The sequence below is a fragment of the Parahoeflea alexandrii genome (genome assembly GCF_027214025.1).
In the GTDB taxonomy this organism is placed as follows: domain Bacteria; phylum Pseudomonadota; class Alphaproteobacteria; order Rhizobiales; family Rhizobiaceae; genus Hoeflea; species Hoeflea alexandrii_A.
Genome location: NZ_JAPWHB010000003.1, coordinates 290,823 through 310,797, shown reverse-complemented (window position 1 = coordinate 310,797; position 19,975 = coordinate 290,823). Strand labels below are relative to the sequence as shown.

Annotated in this window: 22 protein-coding genes and 1 tRNA gene; 8 read left to right on the top strand and 15 right to left on the bottom strand. The window is 62.9% G+C overall.

Annotation, left to right across the window (positions count from 1 at the left end):
* Positions 1–5: 5 nt before the first annotated feature.
* The 6 genes from O4H62_RS11875 to tesB all read right to left on the bottom strand — a co-directional run bounded on the left by O4H62_RS11875 (position 6) and on the right by tesB (position 7,658).
* Positions 6–2,630, bottom strand: a complete 2,625-nt coding sequence (locus O4H62_RS11875; RefSeq protein WP_269388038.1) for a DNA translocase FtsK — start codon at positions 2,628–2,630, stop codon at positions 6–8.
* Positions 2,631–2,813: 183 nt separating this feature from the next.
* On the bottom strand, positions 2,814–4,154 hold the full coding sequence (locus O4H62_RS11870) for an ammonium transporter (RefSeq protein WP_269388037.1): 1,341 nt from the start codon (positions 4,152–4,154) through the stop codon (positions 2,814–2,816).
* 19 nt (positions 4,155–4,173) lie between these two features.
* A complete protein-coding gene (locus tag O4H62_RS11865; protein WP_269388035.1) occupies positions 4,174–4,524 on the bottom strand; it encodes a P-II family nitrogen regulator in 351 nt (116 codons plus the stop codon).
* A 330-nt stretch (positions 4,525–4,854) separates the two neighbouring features.
* Positions 4,855–6,180: an ammonium transporter gene (locus O4H62_RS11860; protein WP_430538432.1), complete on the bottom strand. Its 1,326-nt coding sequence runs from the start codon at positions 6,178–6,180 to the stop codon at positions 4,855–4,857.
* A 31-nt stretch (positions 6,181–6,211) separates the two neighbouring features.
* Complete coding sequence (locus O4H62_RS11855) at positions 6,212–6,562, bottom strand: P-II family nitrogen regulator (RefSeq protein ID WP_269388035.1); 351 nt, start codon at positions 6,560–6,562, stop codon at positions 6,212–6,214.
* Positions 6,563–6,779: 217 nt separating this feature from the next.
* Positions 6,780–7,658 carry an acyl-CoA thioesterase II gene (gene tesB, locus O4H62_RS11850; RefSeq protein WP_269388033.1) on the bottom strand — a complete coding sequence of 293 codons (879 nt, stop codon included), beginning with the start codon at positions 7,656–7,658 and terminating at the stop codon, positions 6,780–6,782.
* Between the two features lie 155 nt (positions 7,659–7,813).
* Between tesB and O4H62_RS11845 the strand changes: the two genes are divergently transcribed.
* The gene (locus tag O4H62_RS11845) at positions 7,814–9,040 is read left to right on the top strand and encodes a ubiquinone biosynthesis hydroxylase (protein ID WP_269388032.1); all 1,227 of its coding nucleotides are present in this window, start codon (positions 7,814–7,816) and stop codon (positions 9,038–9,040) included.
* A 35-nt stretch (positions 9,041–9,075) separates the two neighbouring features.
* On the opposite strand, the gene O4H62_RS11840 is transcribed toward O4H62_RS11845, so the two are convergent.
* From O4H62_RS11840 to O4H62_RS11820, 5 genes are all read right to left on the bottom strand, one after another.
* Positions 9,076–9,648 (bottom strand): TetR/AcrR family transcriptional regulator, encoded by a 573-nt coding sequence (locus tag O4H62_RS11840; protein ID WP_269388031.1) that lies wholly within the window; start codon positions 9,646–9,648, stop codon positions 9,076–9,078.
* A gap of 94 nt (positions 9,649–9,742) precedes the next feature.
* Complete coding sequence (locus O4H62_RS11835) at positions 9,743–9,964, bottom strand: Trm112 family protein (protein WP_269388029.1); 222 nt, start codon at positions 9,962–9,964, stop codon at positions 9,743–9,745.
* 15 nt (positions 9,965–9,979) lie between these two features.
* A complete protein-coding gene (locus O4H62_RS11830; RefSeq protein ID WP_269388027.1) occupies positions 9,980–10,657 on the bottom strand; it encodes an LON peptidase substrate-binding domain-containing protein in 678 nt (225 codons plus the stop codon).
* Positions 10,658–10,740: 83 nt separating this feature from the next.
* Positions 10,741–11,736 carry a thioredoxin gene (gene trxA / locus O4H62_RS11825; RefSeq protein WP_269388025.1) on the bottom strand — a complete coding sequence of 332 codons (996 nt, stop codon included), beginning with the start codon at positions 11,734–11,736 and terminating at the stop codon, positions 10,741–10,743.
* A gap of 48 nt (positions 11,737–11,784) precedes the next feature.
* Positions 11,785–12,282 carry a prolyl-tRNA synthetase associated domain-containing protein gene (locus O4H62_RS11820; protein WP_269388023.1) on the bottom strand — a complete coding sequence of 166 codons (498 nt, stop codon included), beginning with the start codon at positions 12,280–12,282 and terminating at the stop codon, positions 11,785–11,787.
* 326 nt (positions 12,283–12,608) lie between these two features.
* On the opposite strand from O4H62_RS11820, the gene O4H62_RS11815 reads away from it, so the two are divergent.
* The 3 genes from O4H62_RS11815 (at position 12,609) to O4H62_RS11805 (ending at position 13,996) form a co-directional block, all read left to right on the top strand.
* Positions 12,609–12,683 (top strand) — tRNA-Gly (locus tag O4H62_RS11815).
* Between the two features lie 336 nt (positions 12,684–13,019).
* The gene (locus tag O4H62_RS11810) at positions 13,020–13,454 is read left to right on the top strand and encodes a potassium channel family protein (protein WP_269388021.1); all 435 of its coding nucleotides are present in this window, start codon (positions 13,020–13,022) and stop codon (positions 13,452–13,454) included.
* A gap of 119 nt (positions 13,455–13,573) precedes the next feature.
* On the top strand, positions 13,574–13,996 hold the full coding sequence (locus tag O4H62_RS11805) for a metallopeptidase family protein (protein ID WP_269388019.1): 423 nt from the start codon (positions 13,574–13,576) through the stop codon (positions 13,994–13,996).
* A 35-nt stretch (positions 13,997–14,031) separates the two neighbouring features.
* Here the strand turns inward: O4H62_RS11805 and O4H62_RS11800 are convergent, their stop codons facing one another.
* From O4H62_RS11800 to O4H62_RS11790, 3 genes are read right to left on the bottom strand one after another with little or no spacing between them, the layout of a single operon-like run.
* The gene (locus tag O4H62_RS11800; protein ID WP_430538423.1) at positions 14,032–15,192 is read right to left on the bottom strand and encodes an amidohydrolase; all 1,161 of its coding nucleotides are present in this window, start codon (positions 15,190–15,192) and stop codon (positions 14,032–14,034) included.
* Complete coding sequence (locus O4H62_RS11795; RefSeq protein WP_269388015.1) at positions 15,189–15,395, bottom strand: DUF1737 domain-containing protein; 207 nt, start codon at positions 15,393–15,395, stop codon at positions 15,189–15,191. The genes O4H62_RS11800 and O4H62_RS11795 overlap by 4 nt, the downstream gene beginning before the upstream one ends.
* A complete protein-coding gene (locus tag O4H62_RS11790; protein ID WP_269388013.1) occupies positions 15,392–16,321 on the bottom strand; it encodes an HpcH/HpaI aldolase/citrate lyase family protein in 930 nt (309 codons plus the stop codon). The genes O4H62_RS11795 and O4H62_RS11790 overlap by 4 nt, the downstream gene beginning before the upstream one ends.
* Before the next feature lie 174 nt (positions 16,322–16,495).
* Between O4H62_RS11790 and O4H62_RS11785 the strand changes: the two genes are divergently transcribed.
* The 4 genes from O4H62_RS11785 (at position 16,496) to O4H62_RS11770 (ending at position 18,996) form a co-directional block, all read left to right on the top strand.
* Positions 16,496–16,729, top strand: coding sequence for a hypothetical protein (locus O4H62_RS11785; protein ID WP_269388011.1), 234 nt, complete (start codon positions 16,496–16,498; stop codon positions 16,727–16,729).
* 116 nt (positions 16,730–16,845) lie between these two features.
* The gene (gene leuD / locus O4H62_RS11780) at positions 16,846–17,451 is read left to right on the top strand and encodes a 3-isopropylmalate dehydratase small subunit (RefSeq protein ID WP_269388009.1); all 606 of its coding nucleotides are present in this window, start codon (positions 16,846–16,848) and stop codon (positions 17,449–17,451) included.
* 76 nt (positions 17,452–17,527) lie between these two features.
* Positions 17,528–17,782, top strand: coding sequence for an acyl carrier protein (locus O4H62_RS11775; RefSeq protein WP_269388007.1), 255 nt, complete (start codon positions 17,528–17,530; stop codon positions 17,780–17,782).
* A 2-nt stretch (positions 17,783–17,784) separates the two neighbouring features.
* Positions 17,785–18,996: a beta-ketoacyl-[acyl-carrier-protein] synthase family protein gene (locus O4H62_RS11770; RefSeq protein ID WP_269388005.1), complete on the top strand. Its 1,212-nt coding sequence runs from the start codon at positions 17,785–17,787 to the stop codon at positions 18,994–18,996.
* Positions 18,997–19,013: 17 nt separating this feature from the next.
* Here the strand turns inward: O4H62_RS11770 and O4H62_RS11765 are convergent, their stop codons facing one another.
* Positions 19,014–19,952 carry a M23 family metallopeptidase gene (locus O4H62_RS11765; RefSeq protein WP_269388003.1) on the bottom strand — a complete coding sequence of 313 codons (939 nt, stop codon included), beginning with the start codon at positions 19,950–19,952 and terminating at the stop codon, positions 19,014–19,016.
* Positions 19,953–19,975: the final 23 nt, after the last annotated feature.

Genomic DNA, 19,975 nt, shown 5'->3' with positions numbered 1-19,975 from the left:
CGACCCTAGCGCGGATCGATATCGTCTTCCGTCGGCACCAGGATCTCGCGCTTGCCGGCATGGTTGGCGGGACTGATCACACCTTCCTTTTCCATGCGTTCGATCAGCGAGGCGGCACGGTTGTAACCGATCCCGAGCCGGCGCTGGATATAGGAGGTCGACGCCTTGCCGTCGCGCAGCACGATGGCCACCGCCTGGTCGTAGGGATCGTCCGATTCGGCGAGGTTGGAGGTGCCGGCCGGACCGCCACCGCCCTCGCCCTCGTCGTCGTCCTCGGTGATCGCATCGAGATATTCCGGCACGCCCTGGGTTTTCAGGAACGAGACGATGTCCTCGACTTCCCGGTCCGAGACAAACGGGCCGTGAACGCGCTGGATGCGCCCGCCGCCTGCCATGTAGAGCATGTCGCCCATGCCCAGTAGCTGTTCCGCGCCCTGCTCGCCCAGGATGGTGCGCGAATCGATCTTGGAGGTGACCTGGAACGAGATTCGGGTCGGGAAGTTGGCCTTGATCGTGCCGGTGATGACGTCGACCGACGGACGTTGCGTCGCCATGATCACGTGGATGCCGGCGGCACGCGCCATCTGCGCCAGGCGCTGCACCGCGCCTTCGATATCCTTGCCGGCAACCATCATCAGGTCGGCCATCTCGTCGATCAGCACGATGATGTAGGGCAGCGGCGTGAGATCGAATTCCTCGGTCTCGTAGACGGCCTCGCCGGTCTGGCGGTCGAAACCGGTCTGAACGGTACGGGTGATCGGCTCGCCGGCGCTACGGGCCTGTTCGATGCGCTGGTTGAAGCCGTCGATGTTGCGGACGCCGATCTTCGACATCTTCTTGTAGCGCTCTTCCATCTCGCGAACGGTCCACTTGAGCGCCACGACGGCCTTCTTGGGATCCGTCACCACCGGGGTCAGCAGATGCGGGATGCCGTCATAGACCGACAGTTCAAGCATCTTCGGGTCGATCATGATCAGCCGGCACTTCGACGGGTCCATGCGGTAGAGGATCGACAGGATCATCGTGTTGATGGCGACCGACTTGCCCGAACCGGTGGTACCGGCCACCAGCACGTGCGGCATCTTGGCAAGGTCGGCGATCACCGGCTCGCCGCCGATGGTCTTGCCCAGCGCCAGCCCGAGCTTGGCCTTGGAGGTCTCGAAATCGCGGCTGGCGATCAGTTCGCGCAGGAACACGGTTTCCCGTTTCTGGTTCGGCAGTTCGATGCCGATGGCGTTGCGTCCGGGAACCACGGCAACGCGAACGGCAATGGCGCTCATCGAGCGGGCGATGTCATCGGCAAGCCCGATAACCCGCGACGACTTGATGCCCGGCGCGGGTTCCAGTTCGTAGAGGGTGACGACCGGACCGGGCCGGACATGAATGATCTCGCCCTTGACGCCGAAGTCCTGCAGCACGCCTTCCAGCATGCGCGCATTCTGTTCGAGCGCTTCCGGCGACAGCGAGGAATCCTTGGCCACGTTTCGCGCCTCGGTCAGCAGGTGTACCGATGGCAGCGAGAAACCCTGATCGTCGAGCATCGAGCCCTGGGCGTCGCGCTGAAGCCGCGCACCCGGCTTCGGCCGTTCGGCGGGAGCCGAAATGCGGGGAGACGGCGTTGCCCGGGCAGGCGCCGGTGCGGCCTGCGGACGCCAATCTGCTGCCGGGTCGTCCTCATCGCCCATGTCATCGGACAGGATGCCGTCCGGAAGCGGACCGTCATCAATGTCGAATGGCGGTGCATCATCGACCGGCACAGGCCGCGCACGCGCCGCCGCTGCGAAGCCGGGTTCGATCCGCTCGCCGGCCGGACGGGAAGGCCTCTCATAGAGCTCGCCGCCGCCCTGCGCATAGCCGCCGTTCAGGTCGAGCGGCGATTCCGGCATCACCTTGAGCTTCCGCAGCCCGGCAAGGCCCGTCATCCGCCGGATGCGGCCACGGATCGTGAACCAGGCATGGGTGATCGCGCCGAGAACCAGCGAGCCGCTCGTTGCCTCGTCGATCTCCTCATCGTCTTCCGTGACCGGCGCGTCGCTGACGTCGACGGATGCCGGGCGGCCGATCAGGCCAGCGCCGAACACCAGCAGCCAGCAGGCGACCGGCGCAATCAGCAGCCCGAGGATCACCGCAACAAGGCCCGATGGAAAGCCGCCGGTGAACACCGACGGGATCTTCAGCGCCATGTCGCCGAGCACACCGCCAAGGCCGTTGGGCAGCGGCCAGCTCGCGGACCGGGGCATCAGCCCGAACAGCGCCGCGGTCAGCCATGCGCCGCCAAACCAGGCTGCACCGCGCCGGGACATGCGGTCGACGGGCCGGTTGCGCAACAGGCCGATCGCCCAGAACAGCGCCGGCAGCAGCGCGATGACGCCGGCAAGCCCGAAGAACTGCATCACCAGATCGGCGAAGGCCGCACCGCTGAACCCCAGCGCATTGTGCGGAACCGCGCCATTGGCGTTGGAGAAACTCGGGTCCGTGACATTCCAGGTGGCGAGCGCCGCGATCGCCAGCATCAGCCCGGCAAGAATTCCAAGCCCGATGACGAACCGGATCTGTCGCCGCACCAGCTCACCCAGCAGGGTGCTGTGGGAAGGAACGCCTGACGGAAGGGAGGAAGAGCCTGACTGCATGGGTACACAATGTCCGAATCGGGTTTTGGGCCCGTGCGGACCCATCTCCGGCAAATCTAACCACCCACGGGTTAATGCGGCATTAACCATGCAGCGCGCTGCGCCGCGAAAATCGAGCGCACAAACAAAGACGCGGCCCGGAAAACCGGACCGCGTCTCAGATTTTCACCCTGTCAGGCGTGGTTAGCCGTGGTAGGCGGCTTCGCCATGCGAGGCCAGGTCGAGGCCCTGGCGTTCGTCTTCAACGCTGACGCGCAAGCCAAGCGCCATGTCGACGATCTTGTAGAGTACGAACGAGAGAATGCCGCACCACAGGATGGTGATGCCGACCGCCGACGCCTGGATCACGAACTGCGAACCGACGGAATAGTCTTCCCCGCCGGTGCCGCCGAGACCCGGCATGTTGACGATCGCGGTGCCGAGCGCGCCGACAATGCCGCCGACGCCATGGATGCCGAACACGTCGGCCGTGTCGTCATAGCCGAACTTGTTCTTCACCACTGCGACGAAGTAGTAGCAGACCCCCGAGGCGATGGCGCCGAGCGCGATGGCGCCGACCGGGCCGGAGAAACCGGCCGCCGGAGTGACCGCGACGAGACCGGCGATCATGCCGGAGACAGCACCCAGAAGCGACGCCTTGCCGCGATGCAGGGTTTCGATCACCGTCCAGGCGAGGATGGCGCCGGCTGTCGCCGTGAACGTGTTGATCATGGCGAGCGCCGCGCCGCCATTGGCCTCGAGATTGGAGCCGGCGTTGAAGCCGAACCAGCCGAACCACAAGAGTGCCGCGCCGACCATGGTCAGCGTCATCGAGTGCGGCGCCATCATGTCACGGCCGAAGCCGGTGCGCTTGCCGACCATGATCGCACCGATCAGGCCGGCGATGCCGGCGTTGATGTGCACGACGGTGCCGCCGGCGAAGTCGAGCGCGCCCATCTTGAACAGAAGCCCGTTGGCGTCCCACACCATGTGGGCGACCGGGAAGTAGACGAAGGTGACCCACAGCGCCACGAACAGCATGACCGCCGAGAACCGGATGCGCTCGGCAAAGGCGCCGACGATCAGCGCCGGGGTGATGCAGGCAAACGTCATCTGGAAGGCGATGAAGATATATTCCGGGATCATCACGCCATCGGAGAAAGTGGCGGCTTCGCTGGCCGGCGTCACGCCCGCCAGGAACAGCTTCGCGGTTCCGCCCCAGAAGGCGCTTTCGGACCCGCCGAAAGCAAACGAATAACCGTAGAAGACCCAGATCACCATCACCATCGCGGTGATCAGCGTGCACTGAAGCAGCACGGAAAGCATGTTCTTCGTCCGCACCAGGCCGCCATAAAACAGCGCCAGGCCCGGCAGGATCATCAGAAGCACCAGGATGGTCGAGACCAGCATGAAGGTGGTGTCGCCCTTGTCCATCGTGGTAGCGGCGGCGTCCTGGGCGAGGGCCGGTACGGCGAAGGCTGCGAGAGCGGCCGCTGCCATGAGCCCGATCCGAAGCGGGGATGTGTGTGACATCTGAAGTGTCATGGATGTATCTCCTGTTGCCTTACAACGCGTCGGCGTCGGTTTCGCCGGTGCGGATACGCATGGCCTGGTCAATCGAGTAAACGAAGATCTTGCCGTCGCCGATCTGGCCGGTCTTGGCCGACGACGCGATGGCTTCCACCGCCTTGTCGACCGCATCCGATGCAACAGCGATCTCGATCTTCAGCTTCGGCAGAAAGCTCACCGCGTATTCGGTCCCGCGATAGATCTCCGTGTGCCCCTTCTGCCTGCCGTAGCCCTTCACTTCGCTCACGGTCAGGCCCTGGATGCCGACAGCCGTCAGCGCTTCACGCACCTCGTCCAGCTTGAACGGCTTGATGATGGCCATCACAATTTTCATCTGGTTTCCCATCCTTGTTGTCCGCGGCCTTGCCGCTTTTGGCGGTCCATCGCGCTTGCCCGTGATCGACCGCTTGAGCTTTCCCAATCAAATGCCGTGCCAGACGGCATTGCCCGCTCGAATCCGCCGAATCGGCATGCATCCGGCTTTACCGGGCGGCAGTCTGTCGGTTTTTTGTGCAGTATGGCCGTTTAAAGTGGCGCACATTTCATCACTGATGATTATCGCGCCATCGCTTCCGCGGCCTTGGCGGGGATCTCCCGGAACGAAAAAGGGGCCCGGAAAACCGGGCCCCGAGGCAGGGATGGACATCCACCCCGACGGGATTCGTTTAAGGGGCAATCAGCCCTTGGTGAATTCCGGATAGGCTTCGACACCGACTTCCGCCATGTCCATGCCCATCATTTCCTGCTCTTCCGAGGCACGGATGCCAACGGTCGACTTGAGGATGAACCAGATCACGCCGGAGACGACGAAGGTGAACACGCCGATCGAGACGATGCCGAGGATCTGCGTGCCGTAGGACATGTCCGGGTTGGAGAACGGCACGATGAAGGTGCCCCAGATACCGGCCAGAAGGTGAACCGGGATGGCGCCGACCACGTCGTCGATCTTGAACTTGTCGAGCATCGGCACGGCAAACACCACGATCACGCCGCCAATGGCGCCGATGACGATCGCCGTCAGCGGCGAAGGCATCAGCGGTTCGGCGGTGATCGAGACCAGGCCGGCGAGAGCGCCGTTAAGCGCCATGGTAACGTCGACCTTCTTGTACATGATCTGGGTGAGGATCATCGCCGCGATCACGCCGCCGCAGGCCGCGAGATTGGTGTTGGCAAAGATCCGGCTGATGTCGGACGCGTCGCCGTTCGAACCCATCGCCAGCTGCGATGCGCCGTTGAAGCCGAACCAGCCGAGCCACAGGATGAAGGTGCCGAGCGTGGCCAGCGCCATGTTCGAGCCCGGCATCGGGGTAACCCTGCCGTCCGCGCCGTATTTGCCCTTGCGTGCACCAAGCAGAATGGCGCCTGCGAGAGCGGCCCAGCCGCCGACCGAGTGAACCAGCGTCGAACCGGCGAAGTCGGAGAAGCCTGCTTCCGAGAGCCAGCCGGCGCCCCACTGCCAGGAACCGGTGATCGGATAGAGCACGCCGGTCAGGATGGCGGTGAAGATCAGGAACGGCCACAGCTTGATGCGCTCTGCCAGGGTGCCAGAAACGATCGATGCGGTGGTGGCGCAGAACACCATCTGGAAGAACCAGTCGGAGGCAACCGAGTAGTCGCCTTCGTTGGCGGTGCCGGCGTCAGGCCAGCTGTAGGGCATCGGCGTGCCGAAATAGCCGCCATTGACGTTGGTGTACATCAGCGAATAGCCGATGACCCAGAACATCAGGCCGGCAATCGAGTAGAGCGCGATGTTCTTGAGGCACTGCATCGAGACGTTCTTGGACCGCACCAGGCCTGCTTCGAGCATGGCGAAGCCGGCCGCCATCCACATGACGAGGAAGCCGCCGATGAGGAACAGGAGCGTGTTGAAGATGAAGGCCGTTTCGGCGGCCGAGGCGAATTCGGGCGCCGCTGCGGCGTCCTGGGCGAGAGCCGGTACGGCGAAGGCTGCGAGTGCGGCCGCTGCCATGAGCCCGACCCGAAGCGGGGATGTGTGTGACATCTGAAGTGTCATGGAAGTATCTCCTGTTGCCTTACAACGCGTCGGCGTCGGTTTCGCCGGTGCGGATACGCATGGCCTGGTCAATCGAGTAAACGAAGATCTTGCCGTCGCCGATCTGGCCGGTCTTGGCCGACGACGCGATGGCTTCCACCGCCTTGTCGACCGCATCCGATGCAACAGCGATCTCGATCTTCAGCTTCGGCAGAAAGCTCACCGCGTATTCGGTCCCGCGATAGATCTCCGTGTGCCCCTTCTGCCTGCCGTAGCCCTTCACTTCGCTCACGGTCAGGCCCTGGATGCCGACAGCCGTCAGCGCTTCACGCACCTCGTCCAGCTTGAACGGCTTGATGATGGCCATCACAATTTTCATCTGGTTTCCCATCCTTGTTGTCCGCGGCCTTGCCGCCTCTCATGACAGGTCCCCCAACACGCGTTGGTTCACCCGCCTGACCCAAGGGAATCAAATGCCGTGCCAGTTTTGAATAAACCGGCCAACCCATTGAAATTGTGATTTAAATTTGATAAATTTGATTCAGTCGCGTGGCACATCGCACGACGAGTGATCAAATGTTAAGCATATAGTAATATGTGCCTAATATTTAGGCTTTTGCTCGATCTCGAATCAATCCTTCCTGCGCGACCGAAGCAATCAGCCTTCCGTCACGCTGGTAAAGACTGCCGCGGGTGAAGCCGCGGGCGCCGTTGGTGTTGGGCGAATCCATGCTGTAGAGCAGCCAGTCATCCAGTTTCGAGGGCCGGTGAAACCACATCGCATGGTCGAGGCTGGCGACCTGCAGATCGCGGTCGAACACCGACCGGCCATGCGCGAACAGCGCCGTGTCGAGCAACGTCATGTCCGACAGATAGGCGAGAATCGCCGCCTGGATAATGTGATCGTCGGGCACCGGGCCAGTGGTCCTGACCCAGACCTTCTGCTGCGGCTCGAGTTTCTGGTCGGAAATGTAATGCTCCAGCGACAGCGGCCGGACTTCGATCGGCCGCTCGCGCTCCCAGTAATTGCGGATGTGATCGGGCGCGCCGGCCAGGAACGCTTCCCGCATCTCCTCCTTGCCTGGCAGGTCCTGCGGCTGGGCCACATCCGGAATCGGGTCCTGGTACTCGAGCCCCTCCTCGACCTTCTGGAAGGACGCAGACAGCGAGAAGATCGCCTTGCCATGCTGGATCGCCACCACCGAGCGGGTCGCAAAGCTCAGCCCGTCGCGAATCCGGTCAACCTCGTAGATGATCGGCGCTGCGGGATCGCCCGGCCGCATGAAATAGGCATGCAGCGAATGCACCGGCCGGTCCGCCGCGATCGTCCGCTGCGCTGCGACCAGCGCCTGGCCGATCACCTGGCCGCCGAAAACACGCTGCCAGCCGACCTGCGGGCTGGTTCCGCGAAACAGGTCCTGCTCGAGCCGCTCGATATCGAGGCTGGTGAGCAATTGTTCCATGGCGGTGGGAGCTGTGCGCGACATTTTGGTTTTCTCGCAGAGGTGGGCTGAGGGATGACAATGCGGTATACGGTGTCATGACGCCGCTGCAAAGACCGCAACTGCTCCATGTGGTGCGGAAGCTGCGGTGCCGCGGTCGCGGAGTACAGGCCGGACCGGTTGCAGAGAAGGAAGATGCTATGACGACCCAGACCCTCGATATCCTGGTGTGCGGCGGCGGATATGTCGGCCTTTCCGCGGCCGTGGCGCTCAAGCTCGCCGGCCCATCGCTCGATATCGCCGTGATCGACGCCGCCCCGGCGGAAGTCTGGTGCAAGGACCAGCGCGCCTCGGCCATCGCGGCCGGCGCCAAGCGCCTGCTGACGACGCTCGGCGTGTGGGGGGCAATCGAGCCCGAGGCGCAAGCTATCAACGACATGGTCGTCACCGATTCGCGCACCTCCGATCCGGTTCGCCCGGTGTTCCTGACCTTTGGCGGCTCGATCGAGGACGGCGAGCCCTTTGCCCACATGGCGCCGAATGTCGCCATGGTTGCAGCACTTCGCGACAAGGCAGCCGAAATCGGCATCCCGATCCACCAGTCGGCCGCCGCTTCGGCGCTTGAGATCACCGAGCGCGACGCCCGGGTCGAAACCGCGGATGGCCGGGCATTCACCGCCAGGCTCGTGATCGCCGCCGACGGCGTCAAATCCAGCCTGCGCGAGATGGCCGGCATCAAGACCCAGCGCTGGGAATACGGCCAATCGGGTATCGTCACCACCGTCGCCCATGAAAGGCCGCACAATGGCCGCGCCGAAGAACATTTCCTGCCCTCGGGCCCCTTCGCCATCCTGCCGCTGACCGGAAACCGCTCCTCTCTGGTCTGGACAGAACGCACCGAGGATGCCGAGAGGCTTGTCGCCGAAGACGATTTCGTCTTCGAGGCCGAGCTTGAGCGCCGTTTCGGCCACCATCTGGGCGCCCTGACGGTCGAAGGCGGACGCCGGGCCTTTCCGCTCGGTCTGACGCTGGCGCGGGAATTTGTCCGGCCGCGGCTGGCGCTCGCCGGCGACGCGGCGCACGGCATTCATCCCGTTGCCGGCCAGGGCCTCAATCTCGGCTTCCGCGATGTCGCGGCCCTTGCCGAAACAGTCGTCGAGGCCAATCGCCTCGGCCTCGATATCGGTTCGCTGACGGTGCTCGAGCGCTACCAGACCTGGCGCCGCTTCGACACGGTGCGCATGGGTGTGACCAGCGACATCCTGACCCGGATGTTCTCAAACGACATCACGCCGCTGCGGCTGATCCGGGATTTCGGCCTGAGCCTGGTCGACCGGATGCCGGCGATGAAACGCTATTTCATCAACCAGGCTGCAGGCATCCCCGACGCCTCGGGCCCGCGGTTGCTGCGCGGCGAAACAATCTGACCGCGCGAACCCTTCGGCGATCTTCACATCCCTGATTATGACGCGATCTGCAGGCTGTGCTCGGCGCGGCGCAGGCTTTCCATCAGCACGGTCATGTCGTTGAAGGCATGCGCCAGCGCGATGCCGCCTTGCCATTCGATGACAACCGCGCGGGCGCGGGCCATGGCGATGGACGGCCGGGGGCCGGTCTTCTGCAGCTCCCGTGCGATGAAACTGACGAGCAGTTCGAAGCTTTGGCCGGCCCGGGCCGATGCATCCGGAGCCGAGCGGCGAAACTCCCTGACCGCAGCAGCGATCGGACAGCCATTGTCGACCCGGCTGCGGTTGGATTGGGCAAGCCGCTGCAGCAGGAACCGGATGCGCTCGCGCGGATCCGGCGATGCAACCTCCGCCTCAAGGACCAGCGATTGGGTTTCGCTGACGAAAACATCGGCCACCGCCAGCGCCAGGTCAGCCTTGGAGCGAAAATAGTAGAACATGTTGCCCTGCGGCACCTGGGCGTCGCGGGCAATGTCGGCAATGCTGGTTGCGGAAAACCCGTTGACCCAGAACAGCCGCGCTGCGGCGGCCACGATCGCTTCGCGTCGCTGATCGCCTTTTTTCGCCACAGCCCCGCCTTTCAGATTTGGTCGACTGACTTATAATGACGCTGCCAGAGGTTACCCGTCAAGCATGGACCGGCCGCCGATCAGCCCCTGGGGTTCATTCCTCTTCGGGAAGTTGCCTTGCTTCGGAGACCAGCATGATCGGAATCCCGTCGCGCACCGGATAGGCAAGGCGGGCGCGGGCCGAGATCAGCTCTTCCTTCTCCGCGTCGAATTCCAGCGGCCCATAGGTCAGCGGGCACACCAGAAGCTCCAGCATCTTGATGTCGACGGCGCCCCTCGATCGGGAAATCTTGGCCGGCTGGCTCTGGTTGGTCATTTTAACGGACCGCGTCTATTGCAGAACGCGTCCATAATCGTCCGAATCCCGCGCCAGGGCAATCTCGGTAATCGCGATCAGCGTTTCCGCCCGCACCCTGAGATTGTCGGCCTCGAGCAGCGCCTGCTTCTCCGCAGGCCCATAGGGCGACATCATCGACAGCGAATTGACCAGCGTCTGTGTGCTCGCCCGCTCGACGGAATTCCAGTCGGCTTCCAGATCGTTGGCTTCCAGATAGGCCTTGAAGCTTTCGAGCAACGCCTTCCTGTCGACTTCCGCCCCCTCATCAGCGGTTTCAAGATCGCCCAGAAAGGGAGAAATGCGGCAAACACGGTAGGGCTTGCGGCCCCGGTCCACCTCGCCGCCCACCCTGAACCGGCAGACGCCGCCCAGCGTGATGACATAGCGCCCGTCCCCGGTTTCCGCGAACGAGGTGATGCGCCCCAGGCAGCCGACCCGGCAGAGGTCTTCCACCGGCCCTTTGCGGGACTGGGCCTCCGCCAGCGCAGGCTGGATCACGCCGATCAGTCTGTTCGAACTCAGGGCGTCGTCAAACATCGACAGATATCGCGGCTCGAAGATGTTGAGCGGCAACTGCGCACCCGGCAGCAACAGCGCGCCGGACAGCGGAAACACCGGAACCTGTTCCGGAATGTCCGCTTCGACCCGATAGGATTTGTTCCCGACCTGCATGCCATTAAGCCTCAATGTTCATCACACACGGCAATGTGGGGCAAACCAGCAAATTCTCAAGGGTCCGGCAACAAAACAGGCGTTCAGGAAAACAGCAGCGAGGAAAGCTGTCGCCGCGCCGAAAGCGTTGCTGGATCCACCGGCCCCCAGGCTTCGAAGAATTCGAGCAGCGTCTTGCGCGCAGCCTCGTCCTCCCATTTCCGGTCCTTGCGCATGATCGTGAACAGCTCGTCGGCAGCCGCCTCCCGGTAGCCCTGCGCATTGAGGATCTTTGCAAACTTCAGCCGCGCCTCGTGATCGGCCGGATTGGAGGCCAGCCGGGCTTCCAGTTCCACCGGATCACCGAGCTCGGCGACTTCCCGCGCCATTTCCAGCCGCTTGAACACGGAGGCGACTTCCTGATCCTTGCGCTCTTCCACGGGAATGGCGTTCAGCAGTTTTTCCGCGCGATCGAATTCGCCTGCCGCCAGCATGCAACCGGCCATTCCGGCGATGGCGCCGACATGCGCCTGGTCCATCTGCAGGATGGCGCCAAAGCCGCGTGCTGCGGTTTCCACATCGCCCGCGGTGAAGGCCTCGCGCGACTGCGCCAGGATCTGCTCGATCTGTTCTTCAGTCGAGGACTTGGCCGGAGGGCCGGCAACCTTGTCGATGAACTCGCGGATCTGGCTTTCCGGCAGCGCGCCCATGAACCCGTCCACCGGCTTGCCGCCGGAAAAGGCGACCACGGCGGGGATCGACTGGATTCCCATCTGTCCCGGGATCGCCGGGTGGTCATCGATGTTGAGCTTGACCAGCTTGACCCGGCCATTCGCCTCCCGCACCACCTTCTCGATCACCGGGGTGAGCTGCTTGCAGGGTCCGCACCACGGCGCCCAGAAATCCACCAGCACCGTGACATCCCGCGACGCCTGGAGCACGTCGGCGGTAAAGCCCGCGGTCGTCGTGTCGGAGATCAGATCGCCCGCTGCAGCACCCGGTCCGGCATTGGCGGCGGTCATCGGCTTGTCGCCGAAGGTCACCGTGCCGCTCATCTGGCCGCCCGGTGACGGTGCGTATGGATTTTCATAGTCGCTCATGGGTCAATTCCCGTGCTTCTCAAGAATACGTGTGATTAAGGTCGTTGTTCAGGCCGAAACTTTCAAGATCCTGGGTTCATGGCCGGTATGGCTCAGGAACCGCATCAGATCGTCGCGTCCGATCGAAGTGGTCGCATCGTTGCTCAACGGGTGGGCATTGATAATGTCGTGGTCCATGAGCGGTGCGTCAATGACGATTGTCACCTCGTGCGCCGGATCGTTGATCGCCGAAAAGATCGTCACCGAGCCCGGCGTCACCCCGAGCTTTTCCATCAGCGCCTCGGGCTTGCCGAACGACACCCGGCCGCTGGCGCCGATCAGCGTATGGATCGTCTTGAGATCGACTTCGGCGTTTTCCTCGAGCGTGACGAGGAAACAGGCACCCTTCTTGTCCTTGAGGAACAGGTTCTTCGTGTGTCCTCCGGGTATTTCGTCGCGAAGAGACTGCGATTCGGCCACCGTGAACACCGGGGCATGATCAACGGTCGGATGCGCGATTCCAAGCGCATCGAGGCAATCGAACAGGTCTTGTCGGGTCTTGGGCATGGATCACACTCTTGCTTGAACGGGAAGTGATGTCGGCTGCGACCGTCCGCCGGCCTTTGTCGACCCGCTTCGCTTCAGCCTGATTTGCCCCTTGATATGCAAACCGGCATATCAGCGCAATGCCTGGCCTTTCTGGAGCGGAACCCACTCCGGTTTTGCCGGGCAGGATCCGCATCGGAAGCGCCAGGGGCGGGGACGGTTTGCGATATAGTGCGATTGACTGAAAATTCCCTGTTGCAATTGAAAGCAGGTTGCGCCATATAGCGCCGGTCCGGGCCGGAAGCGTCTGGACAGCCGGTCCGAATTACCCACGGACATGGTGATGAGCGGGCGTAGCTCAGGGGTAGAGCACAACCTTGCCAAGGTTGGGGTCGGGCGTTCGAATCGCCTCGCCCGCTCCAGTTTCTCCACATTTCAGACATGATGAAACTGGCTTTCCAGCGTCGGTCCGGCATACGCCACTGCGGCCGGTTCCACACCTGCATCATCCAAGTCATGGCCGATCGGATTGTCCGGTGCAAACAGGGAAATCACCGCACTTGTCCGGAAATCGGAGCGACCGTTCCGATTTGACCGGCATCAAGGCGGCAGGCGCTGAATATCCGGATAATGTTGCTATAGAGCAATCAGGGGGGGCAGCATTGGGGCTGTCTTCGCCCGAAGCTCGTGGCCCCGTGATCAAGCCGCCCGCCCCGCCTGTCCGCGTTCAATGCCTTCCAACACCGAGCAAGCACTCCATGATTTCCGAACTTATCATCGGCTCCCTGACCATTCTGGCTTCCACGGCCGTGATGATTGCCTTTGTGCTGGTCGCCATACGCCTGGTGCGCAAGGCCGAAGCCAATTATACCGACCGCCGCCCGGGAATCTGGCAGTTCTTCAGACTGGCCTCCAGCGCCATCGTTCTGGTGTTGATGGCCAACACCGTCTGCGTCTGGCTCTGGGCAACCCTTTTCTACAGTCTCGAGGTCTTTCCGACATTCGAGGAAGCGGTCTATTTTTCGATGGTCTCCTTCACCACGGTTGGTTATGGCGACGTCGTGGTGGAACCCGGCTGGCGAATTCTGTCCGGCTTCGTCTCGGTCAACGGCCTCCTGGCGTTCGGGGTTTTCACGGCGGTCCTGATCGAGATCATCAGGGGTCTGTCGGATCGCTACATTCCGCGACGGTAGAGCCGATCACCTTTGGCTCTAATCGCTGCCCCGTAACATCCTGCTCTCGAAATGCCGGCCGGTTTCTCTTATATGCAAACTCACGGCCTGACCGGTCGACGCAGGCAAAGGGAAACTTCATGGCGCGGATTGATCAGACAGGGGATTGGCGGGACCGGCACGCGCCTTCTCTCGCCGAAGTCGAATCCCTGGCGATAGACGCCTATGCCAATCTGCCGGAAAGCTTCCGCGTCCATACCGGCGACGTGGCAATCATTGTCGCCGATTTTCCCGAAGACGACATTTTCGAAGACATGGGCCTTGAAACCCCCTTCGATCTCCTGGGTCTTTTCGAGGGCCGTGGCCTGACCGAACGTTTCACCATCGAAAACGGCGAACTCGCCAACCGGGTCATTCTCTACCGCCGGCCGATCCTCGACTACTGGGCGGAAAACGACGAAACCCTGGGCGACATCATCACCCATGTCCTGATCCACGAGATCGGCCATCATTTCGGCCTGTCGGACGAGGACATGGAACGCATCGAGGCCGGCGTTTCCTGAACCCGGCTCTCTGACGGGGCCGGGTTCGGTCAGCTTCAGCCGCAAAGATCCCGCACGATCACGGCGAACAGGCCGACGCCCGTCGGAATCAACTCATCGGGGAAATCGAAATCGGGATTGTGCAGCCGCGGATGGTCTTCGCCCGAGCCAAGCACGAAAAGTCCGGTCTTGGCCACGCTGCCGAATCGGCCGAAATCCTCCGACCAGCGGAAGGGATCGCCGACCTCGACGCGGCTGACCCCCAGGGCTACGGCCGCCTTGTCGATAAACGCCACCGCTTCTTCGTCATTGTGACCCGCCGCGAAATTCTCGTGCCGGTCGAAATCCACACCCAGGCCGCCGGCCGCGGCCAGTTCCCGCGCAAGCGCTTCGGCCTTGCCCATCAATTCTGCCTGCAAGCCGTCGTCGATGGCGCGGATGGTGGCCCAGACATCGGCCTCTCCCGGAGAGATCCCGAAAGCCGCCTCGCCGAGCCGCGCGTGCGAAAGCGTGACCAGCGAGTGACCTGGAGTGTGGCCCAAGGTCGCGGGAAGCGCCGGCAGCGCCTCGACCAGCCTGACCATCACCGCCGCCGGGCTGACCCCGGCCTCCGGCTGCGCCGCATGCGAGGTCCGGCCGGTCAACCGGATCGCCAGCCCCTCGGATGCGAAAGTGAACGGGCCGGACCGGACGCCCACCGCGCCGAGCGGCAGGCCCGGAAGATTGTGAAGGGCAAAGGCGAAGTCCGGGCGAATGCGCGCGAACCGCGGGTCCGCGATCACGTCCGCGGCCCCGGCACCCGTTTCCTCGGCGGGCTGGAATAACAGCACCACCCGGCCGCGAATCGGCCGGTTTGCCGCCAGGTGCCGGGCCAGGCCGCACAGGATTGCCATGTGCCCGTCGTGCCCGCACAGGTGCCCCTTGCCATCGATTTCAGACCGCCACCCGAAGCTGGAGATCTCGGTGATCGGCAAGCCATCGAGTTCGCAACGGAACAGCACCGTCGGCCCCTCGGCGCCGCTGTCATAGATGGCCGCCACCCCGTGGGTGCCGAGACCGGTCAGGATTTCGTCGGCACCACAGCGTTCCAGCTCGGCCACGATCCGGGCGGCAGTCTCCCGCTCCTGGCTTGAAAGTTCCGGCCTGCGGTGAAGCTCGCGCCGCAGCGAGACCAGTTCCGCGGTGTCCGTCGAAGTCAGGAATTCGGTCAAGATCACTGCTCCCCGAGCTTCATGCCGGGATCGTAGTCCTTGCCCTCGACATCCTTGGTCACCGCCTGGCCGCAATGCATCAGCCCGGTCGCCGCGTTGAACGAAAGGGAAGGCGAGCCATGCAACTGCCAGCCCTTCGAGAGCGCCAGGCTGACCTTGTGGCAAAACGCGCTGTCGTCAGGTCCGGTAAGAAAGCGATAGAGTTTCATGTGGTCAGGTCTCCGCCGTGCCGCGCCGAAATCCGCGCCGCCTTTTCAATCAGCCGTTCGGCCATTTCCAGATGCAGCCGCTCGACCATCTTTCCGTCAAGACTGATGACGCCGCGGCCCTGATTGTCCGGCATGGCAAACGCCTCGGCAATTGCCTTTGCTTCCGCGAGCCGCTCAGGTGAAATTCCAAACGCGCTGTTCGCCGGCCCGATCTGTGAAGGATGGATCAGCGTCTTGCCGTCAAACCCCATCGCCTGGCCGTCGCTGCATTCACGCATCAGTCCCGCCTCGTCCCGGAAATCATTGAACACGCCATCGAGCACATCAATCCCGTAGGTCCGCGCCGCAAGCACGATCTGCATCAGCCAGGGCGCCAGCCACGGCCGGCCCGGCAGGGCGGCAACGCCGGTTTCCTTCATCAGGTCGTTCGTTCCGGTGATGAAACAATCAAGTCTGGCGCCGTCGGTCCGCGCCATGCGCGCGATCAGGCCGGCGTTCATCACCCCGCGCGGCGTTTCGATCATCGCCCAGAGCCGCAAGCCCGCCGGTGCATCGGTCTGCTCGAGCGCATCCTCCACCGCCGCGATGTCCTCGGGCGCTTCAACCTTGGGGATCAGGATCGCATCCGGCTTGCAGCCGCGTGCTGCCAGCAGATCCTCGCCACCCCATGGCGAAGACAGGGAATTGATGCGGATGACTGTTTCCATGCCGGCGGGCAAGGCCCGCGCCCGGCCATCGGCGAAGAAGCGCCGCAGGTTCTCGCGTGCCTCGGTCTTGGCGCCGGGCGCGACCGAATCCTCAAGATCGATCACGGCGCTGTCACAGGCAAGGCCTGACAGCTTGTCGAGCGCGCGGGAATTGTTTGCCGGCAGATAGAGCACGGAGCGGCGAGGCCGGACCGGCCTGGAAGAGGATGACTGGTTCATGCCACTTTTATTGCCTTTGGCAAAGCGGCCATGCAAGGGGCTGCTCTCCGGCCGCAACAGATAAATTGGATCGCGGACCTCGCCGGTTTGGCCGTCAGATGGCTCAGGCGGGCAGCTATTGAACGCCGCAACCGCCATCCCCACATGCAATGCATGAAACAAGGAAACTTCGTCATGAGAAACATTCTCGCAGTCGTGACCGGCTTGGGTCTGGTGTTTGCCGCTTTCGCGGGCTTGGCGCTGGCGCTTGTTCTTGGCACTGTTGCGGCCGGCGCAATCGCCGTGGCCCGCCTGACCGGGCGGTTTCGCCCTGCCATGGCCACAGCCCGCACAACTGCAAGCCGTGACAAGTCCAGGACCGAATACCGGGTATGGAACGACGGACGCGGCACCATTATCGATATGTAATTCCAGACTTTGGTCACACGGATTGGCCTTCTTGCGGCGAAGTCGTAGCCAACCCCTTCTTTTTCGGCTCCATGTTTGTTAAATGCTCCGGCACAGACAGACAGGACCAGCAAGTCATGGAAAAATTCTCCCGCCTCACCGGCGTTGCCGCACCCCTCCCGGTTGTCAACATCGACACCGACATGATCATCCCCAAGGATTATCTCAAGACGATCAAGCGTACCGGTCTTGGAAAGGGCCTGTTCGCCGAAGCGCGATACAATGAGGATGGGTCGGAAAACCCGGAGTTCGTGCTCAATCAACCGGCCTGGCGCAATGCATCCATCCTGGTCGCGGGCGATAATTTCGGCTGCGGCTCCTCGCGCGAGCACGCGCCGTGGGCATTGCTGGACTTTGGCATTCGCTGCGTGATTTCCACCAGCTTCGCCGACATTTTCTACAACAACTGCTTCAAGAACGGCATTCTGCCGATCGTTGTCAGCCAGGAAGACCTCGACAAGCTGATGGACGACGCGCGCCGCGGCGCCAACGCAACGGTGTCGATTGACCTCGAGGAACAGGAAATCCGTGGGCCGGATGGCGGCGTGATCAGGTTTGATATCGACGCCTTCAAGAAGCATTGCCTGCTCAATGGACTGGACGACATAGGATTGACTCTCGAGAAAGCCAGCGCCATCGATACATATGAAACCAGGGCTGCGGACAATCATCCCTGGCTTTAGATCCGGTTCGCTGGCAATCAAGCTGCCGGATTTTATGGTGAATTTTGCGTTTCGGCGCTGGTAGAGGGGAGTATTCATGTCCAAGGATATCGAAGCATCGATCATCGCACTTATCGCGTCCTCGGGTGAAATCGAAGCTGGCGAGATCACACGCGACACCGAACTGGCGGAACTCGAAATTGATTCGCTCGTCCTGACCGAAATCGTGATGGATATCGAGGATCAGCACGATATCGAGATTGATCTGAACACTGCCGAAGCCTGGGAATCGCTCAAAACCGTCGGCGACATCGTCGACATGGTCAAGAAACTCGTCGCGGACAAGAACTGATCATGGACCATCGGCGTGTCGTCATCACCGGAATGGGCGGCATTTGCGCTTTGGGTGGCAATTCCGGCGCGATCTGGGATGGCATGAAAGAAGGCCAGGACGGTTGCCGTCCGCTCGAGATCGAAGCCCGCGACCTCAAGGTCAATGTCGGCTGCGGCATCATCGGCTACCCGGAAAACGAAAGTATCGACAAGCGTCAAAGCCTGACCATGAGCGGAATAAGCCGGATTTCGGTGATTGCCGCGCGCCAGGCCATGCAGCAGGCCGGGCTGGAGCCGGGTGAGTTCAACCCCGAGCGCTCCGGCGCGGTGGTTGGTGTCGGCATCTTCGGCACCGATGCGGTCGACCAGAGCTATGTCGACATCTTTGTCGAGAAGAAGAAGCGCACCCACATCTTCACGGTTCCACGGGTGATGCCAAGCGGCCCATCCGGCCACGTCTCCATCGCCATGGGCCTGCAAGGTCCGGTGTTTGGCGTGACCTCGGCCTGCGCCTCGGGAAACCATGCCTTCATTTCCGCCGTGGACCAGATCAGGCTCGGCCGCGCTGACGTGATGCTCGCCGGCGGCGCGGAACTGGCGCTTGTCTACGGGCCGCTCAAGGCCTGGGAATCGCTGCGCGTGCTTGCCCGCTCGGTCTGCCGGCCGTTTTCCGCCGATCGCGACGGGCTGGTGCTGGGCGACGGCGCCGCCATCGCGGTTCTCGAATCCTATGAGCATGCCAGGGCGCGCGGCGCCAACATTCTGGCCGAGATCATCGGCGTGGGCATGTCCGGAGATGCCTCCGACATCGTCAACCCGACGGTCGAGGGGCCTGCCGCAGCCATGCGCAATTGCCTTGCCGACGCCGGCATATCCGCCGATCAGGTCGATTACATCAACGCCCACGGCACGGCCACCCAGACCAACGACCAGACCGAAACCCGCGTCATCCGCGAAGTCTTCGGCCCCGCCGCGGACAAGGTCGCGGTCTCCTCGACCAAGTCGATGCATGGCCATTGTCTTGGCGCATCGAGCGCCATCGAGTTGATTGCCTGCGTCAATGCGGTGCGCGAGGGCGTGATACCGCCGACCATCAACTACACCACCCCCGACCCGCTTTGCGATCTCGACGTCACGCCGAACGTGGCGCGCGAACGGAAGGTCGACATTGCCATCTCCAATGCGTTTGCCTTCGGCGGCACCAATGCGGTGATTGCGGTGAGGAAGGTCTAGACGGGATATATCTATATCTAGTTGAGGGTGAACTCCTTGCTCTCCACCACGATCGTCCGGCCCTGTCTGACGATTGCGGCTTCCAGCCTGTAGTGCCCGGCCCTCGGGGCCCCCTTCTTGCCCGAATAGGCGACATAGACCGCCTTTGACCGGTCCAGCGGCTCGCTGGTCTGTTCGCTGAACAGCCGCCCGTCCCTTTCGATCCGCAGGCTGAAGCGGTCTGCCTTCGCCAGGTTGATGGCCCAGACATAGCCGACCAGAGCCTGTGAATGCGCGCCCGGCAGCGCCGGAAGACCCGACTGCACCAGCTGCCTGTCGCTGACCGGCCCATCCGCAAAGCCGGCTGACAGCACCGTCGGCATGTCAGGTGCGGTCAGAGCCGCCATTGCGCTCACGTCCAGCCAGCCGCGCGCGCCGGAACCCGCAACTGCGCCGGCATCGCTTGCGGCACAGTCCTCGCCTGCGCTCAATCCGGTGAACGGATCCATCACCTTGCCGTCGCGGCGCAATGTCACATGCACGTGCGGAAACTGCGCCATCCCGGAGGCCCCGACCAGCCCGAGCACATCGCCCTTGCGCACCTTCGTCCCCGGCGCCAGCCGCAGCGAACCCTTCCGCATGTGGCAATACTGGGTCTCGAACCCGCCGCCATGATCAAGGATCAGGCCATTGCCGCACTCCCGGGAATCGACCGCCTTGCGGTCCTCATCGGTCGACACAAGCCGGTCAGCCATTCCGTCGCGTGAGGCTTTGACAACGCCATCCGCCATGGCGACAACCTCCACCCCGCGCGCCACATCCTGCATCGACAGGACCCTGAAATCCGTTCCCTTGTGGCCATCATAGGTCTTGGTTCCGCACCAGGGATCGCGCGCACCCGGCCCCGGATCGAGATCGACGAATTGCTGGATCGGGCAGATCGATCCTTCCGGACAGGCAAGCGGAAGCCCGAACATCGGCTCCGCCGCGACCGGCAAGG

Bases quoted from the DNA above. Each gene is read 5' to 3' on its own strand.
- O4H62_RS11765 (WP_269388003.1), bottom strand. From the start codon at position 19,952: ATGTTCGGGCTTCCGCTTGCCTGTCCGGAAGGATCGATCTGCCCGATC.
- leuD (WP_269388009.1), top strand. From the start codon at position 16,846: ATGGAAAAATTCTCCCGCCTCACCGGCGTTGCCGCACCCCTCCCGGTT.
- O4H62_RS11875 (WP_269388038.1), bottom strand. From the start codon at position 2,630: ATGCAGTCAGGCTCTTCCTCCCTTCCGTCAGGCGTTCCTTCCCACAGC.
- O4H62_RS11870 (WP_269388037.1), bottom strand. From the start codon at position 4,154: ATGACACTTCAGATGTCACACACATCCCCGCTTCGGATCGGGCTCATG.
- O4H62_RS11855 (WP_269388035.1), bottom strand. From the start codon at position 6,562: ATGGGAAACCAGATGAAAATTGTGATGGCCATCATCAAGCCGTTCAAG.
- O4H62_RS11795 (WP_269388015.1), bottom strand. From the start codon at position 15,395: ATGAAACTCTATCGCTTTCTTACCGGACCTGACGACAGCGCGTTTTGC.
- O4H62_RS11860 (WP_430538432.1), bottom strand. From the start codon at position 6,180: ATGTCACACACATCCCCGCTTCGGGTCGGGCTCATGGCAGCGGCCGCA.
- O4H62_RS11830 (WP_269388027.1), bottom strand. From the start codon at position 10,657: ATGCAGGTCGGGAACAAATCCTATCGGGTCGAAGCGGACATTCCGGAA.
- O4H62_RS11805 (WP_269388019.1), top strand. From the start codon at position 13,574: ATGGCGCGGATTGATCAGACAGGGGATTGGCGGGACCGGCACGCGCCT.
- O4H62_RS11775 (WP_269388007.1), top strand. From the start codon at position 17,528: ATGTCCAAGGATATCGAAGCATCGATCATCGCACTTATCGCGTCCTCG.
- O4H62_RS11865 (WP_269388035.1), bottom strand. From the start codon at position 4,524: ATGGGAAACCAGATGAAAATTGTGATGGCCATCATCAAGCCGTTCAAG.
- O4H62_RS11845 (WP_269388032.1), top strand. From the start codon at position 7,814: ATGACGACCCAGACCCTCGATATCCTGGTGTGCGGCGGCGGATATGTC.
- O4H62_RS11810 (WP_269388021.1), top strand. From the start codon at position 13,020: ATGATTTCCGAACTTATCATCGGCTCCCTGACCATTCTGGCTTCCACG.
- O4H62_RS11790 (WP_269388013.1), bottom strand. From the start codon at position 16,321: ATGAACCAGTCATCCTCTTCCAGGCCGGTCCGGCCTCGCCGCTCCGTG.
- O4H62_RS11785 (WP_269388011.1), top strand. From the start codon at position 16,496: ATGAGAAACATTCTCGCAGTCGTGACCGGCTTGGGTCTGGTGTTTGCC.
- tesB (WP_269388033.1), bottom strand. From the start codon at position 7,658: ATGTCGCGCACAGCTCCCACCGCCATGGAACAATTGCTCACCAGCCTC.
- O4H62_RS11770 (WP_269388005.1), top strand. From the start codon at position 17,785: ATGGACCATCGGCGTGTCGTCATCACCGGAATGGGCGGCATTTGCGCT.
- trxA (WP_269388025.1), bottom strand. From the start codon at position 11,736: ATGAGCGACTATGAAAATCCATACGCACCGTCACCGGGCGGCCAGATG.
- O4H62_RS11820 (WP_269388023.1), bottom strand. From the start codon at position 12,282: ATGCCCAAGACCCGACAAGACCTGTTCGATTGCCTCGATGCGCTTGGA.
- O4H62_RS11835 (WP_269388029.1), bottom strand. From the start codon at position 9,964: ATGACCAACCAGAGCCAGCCGGCCAAGATTTCCCGATCGAGGGGCGCC.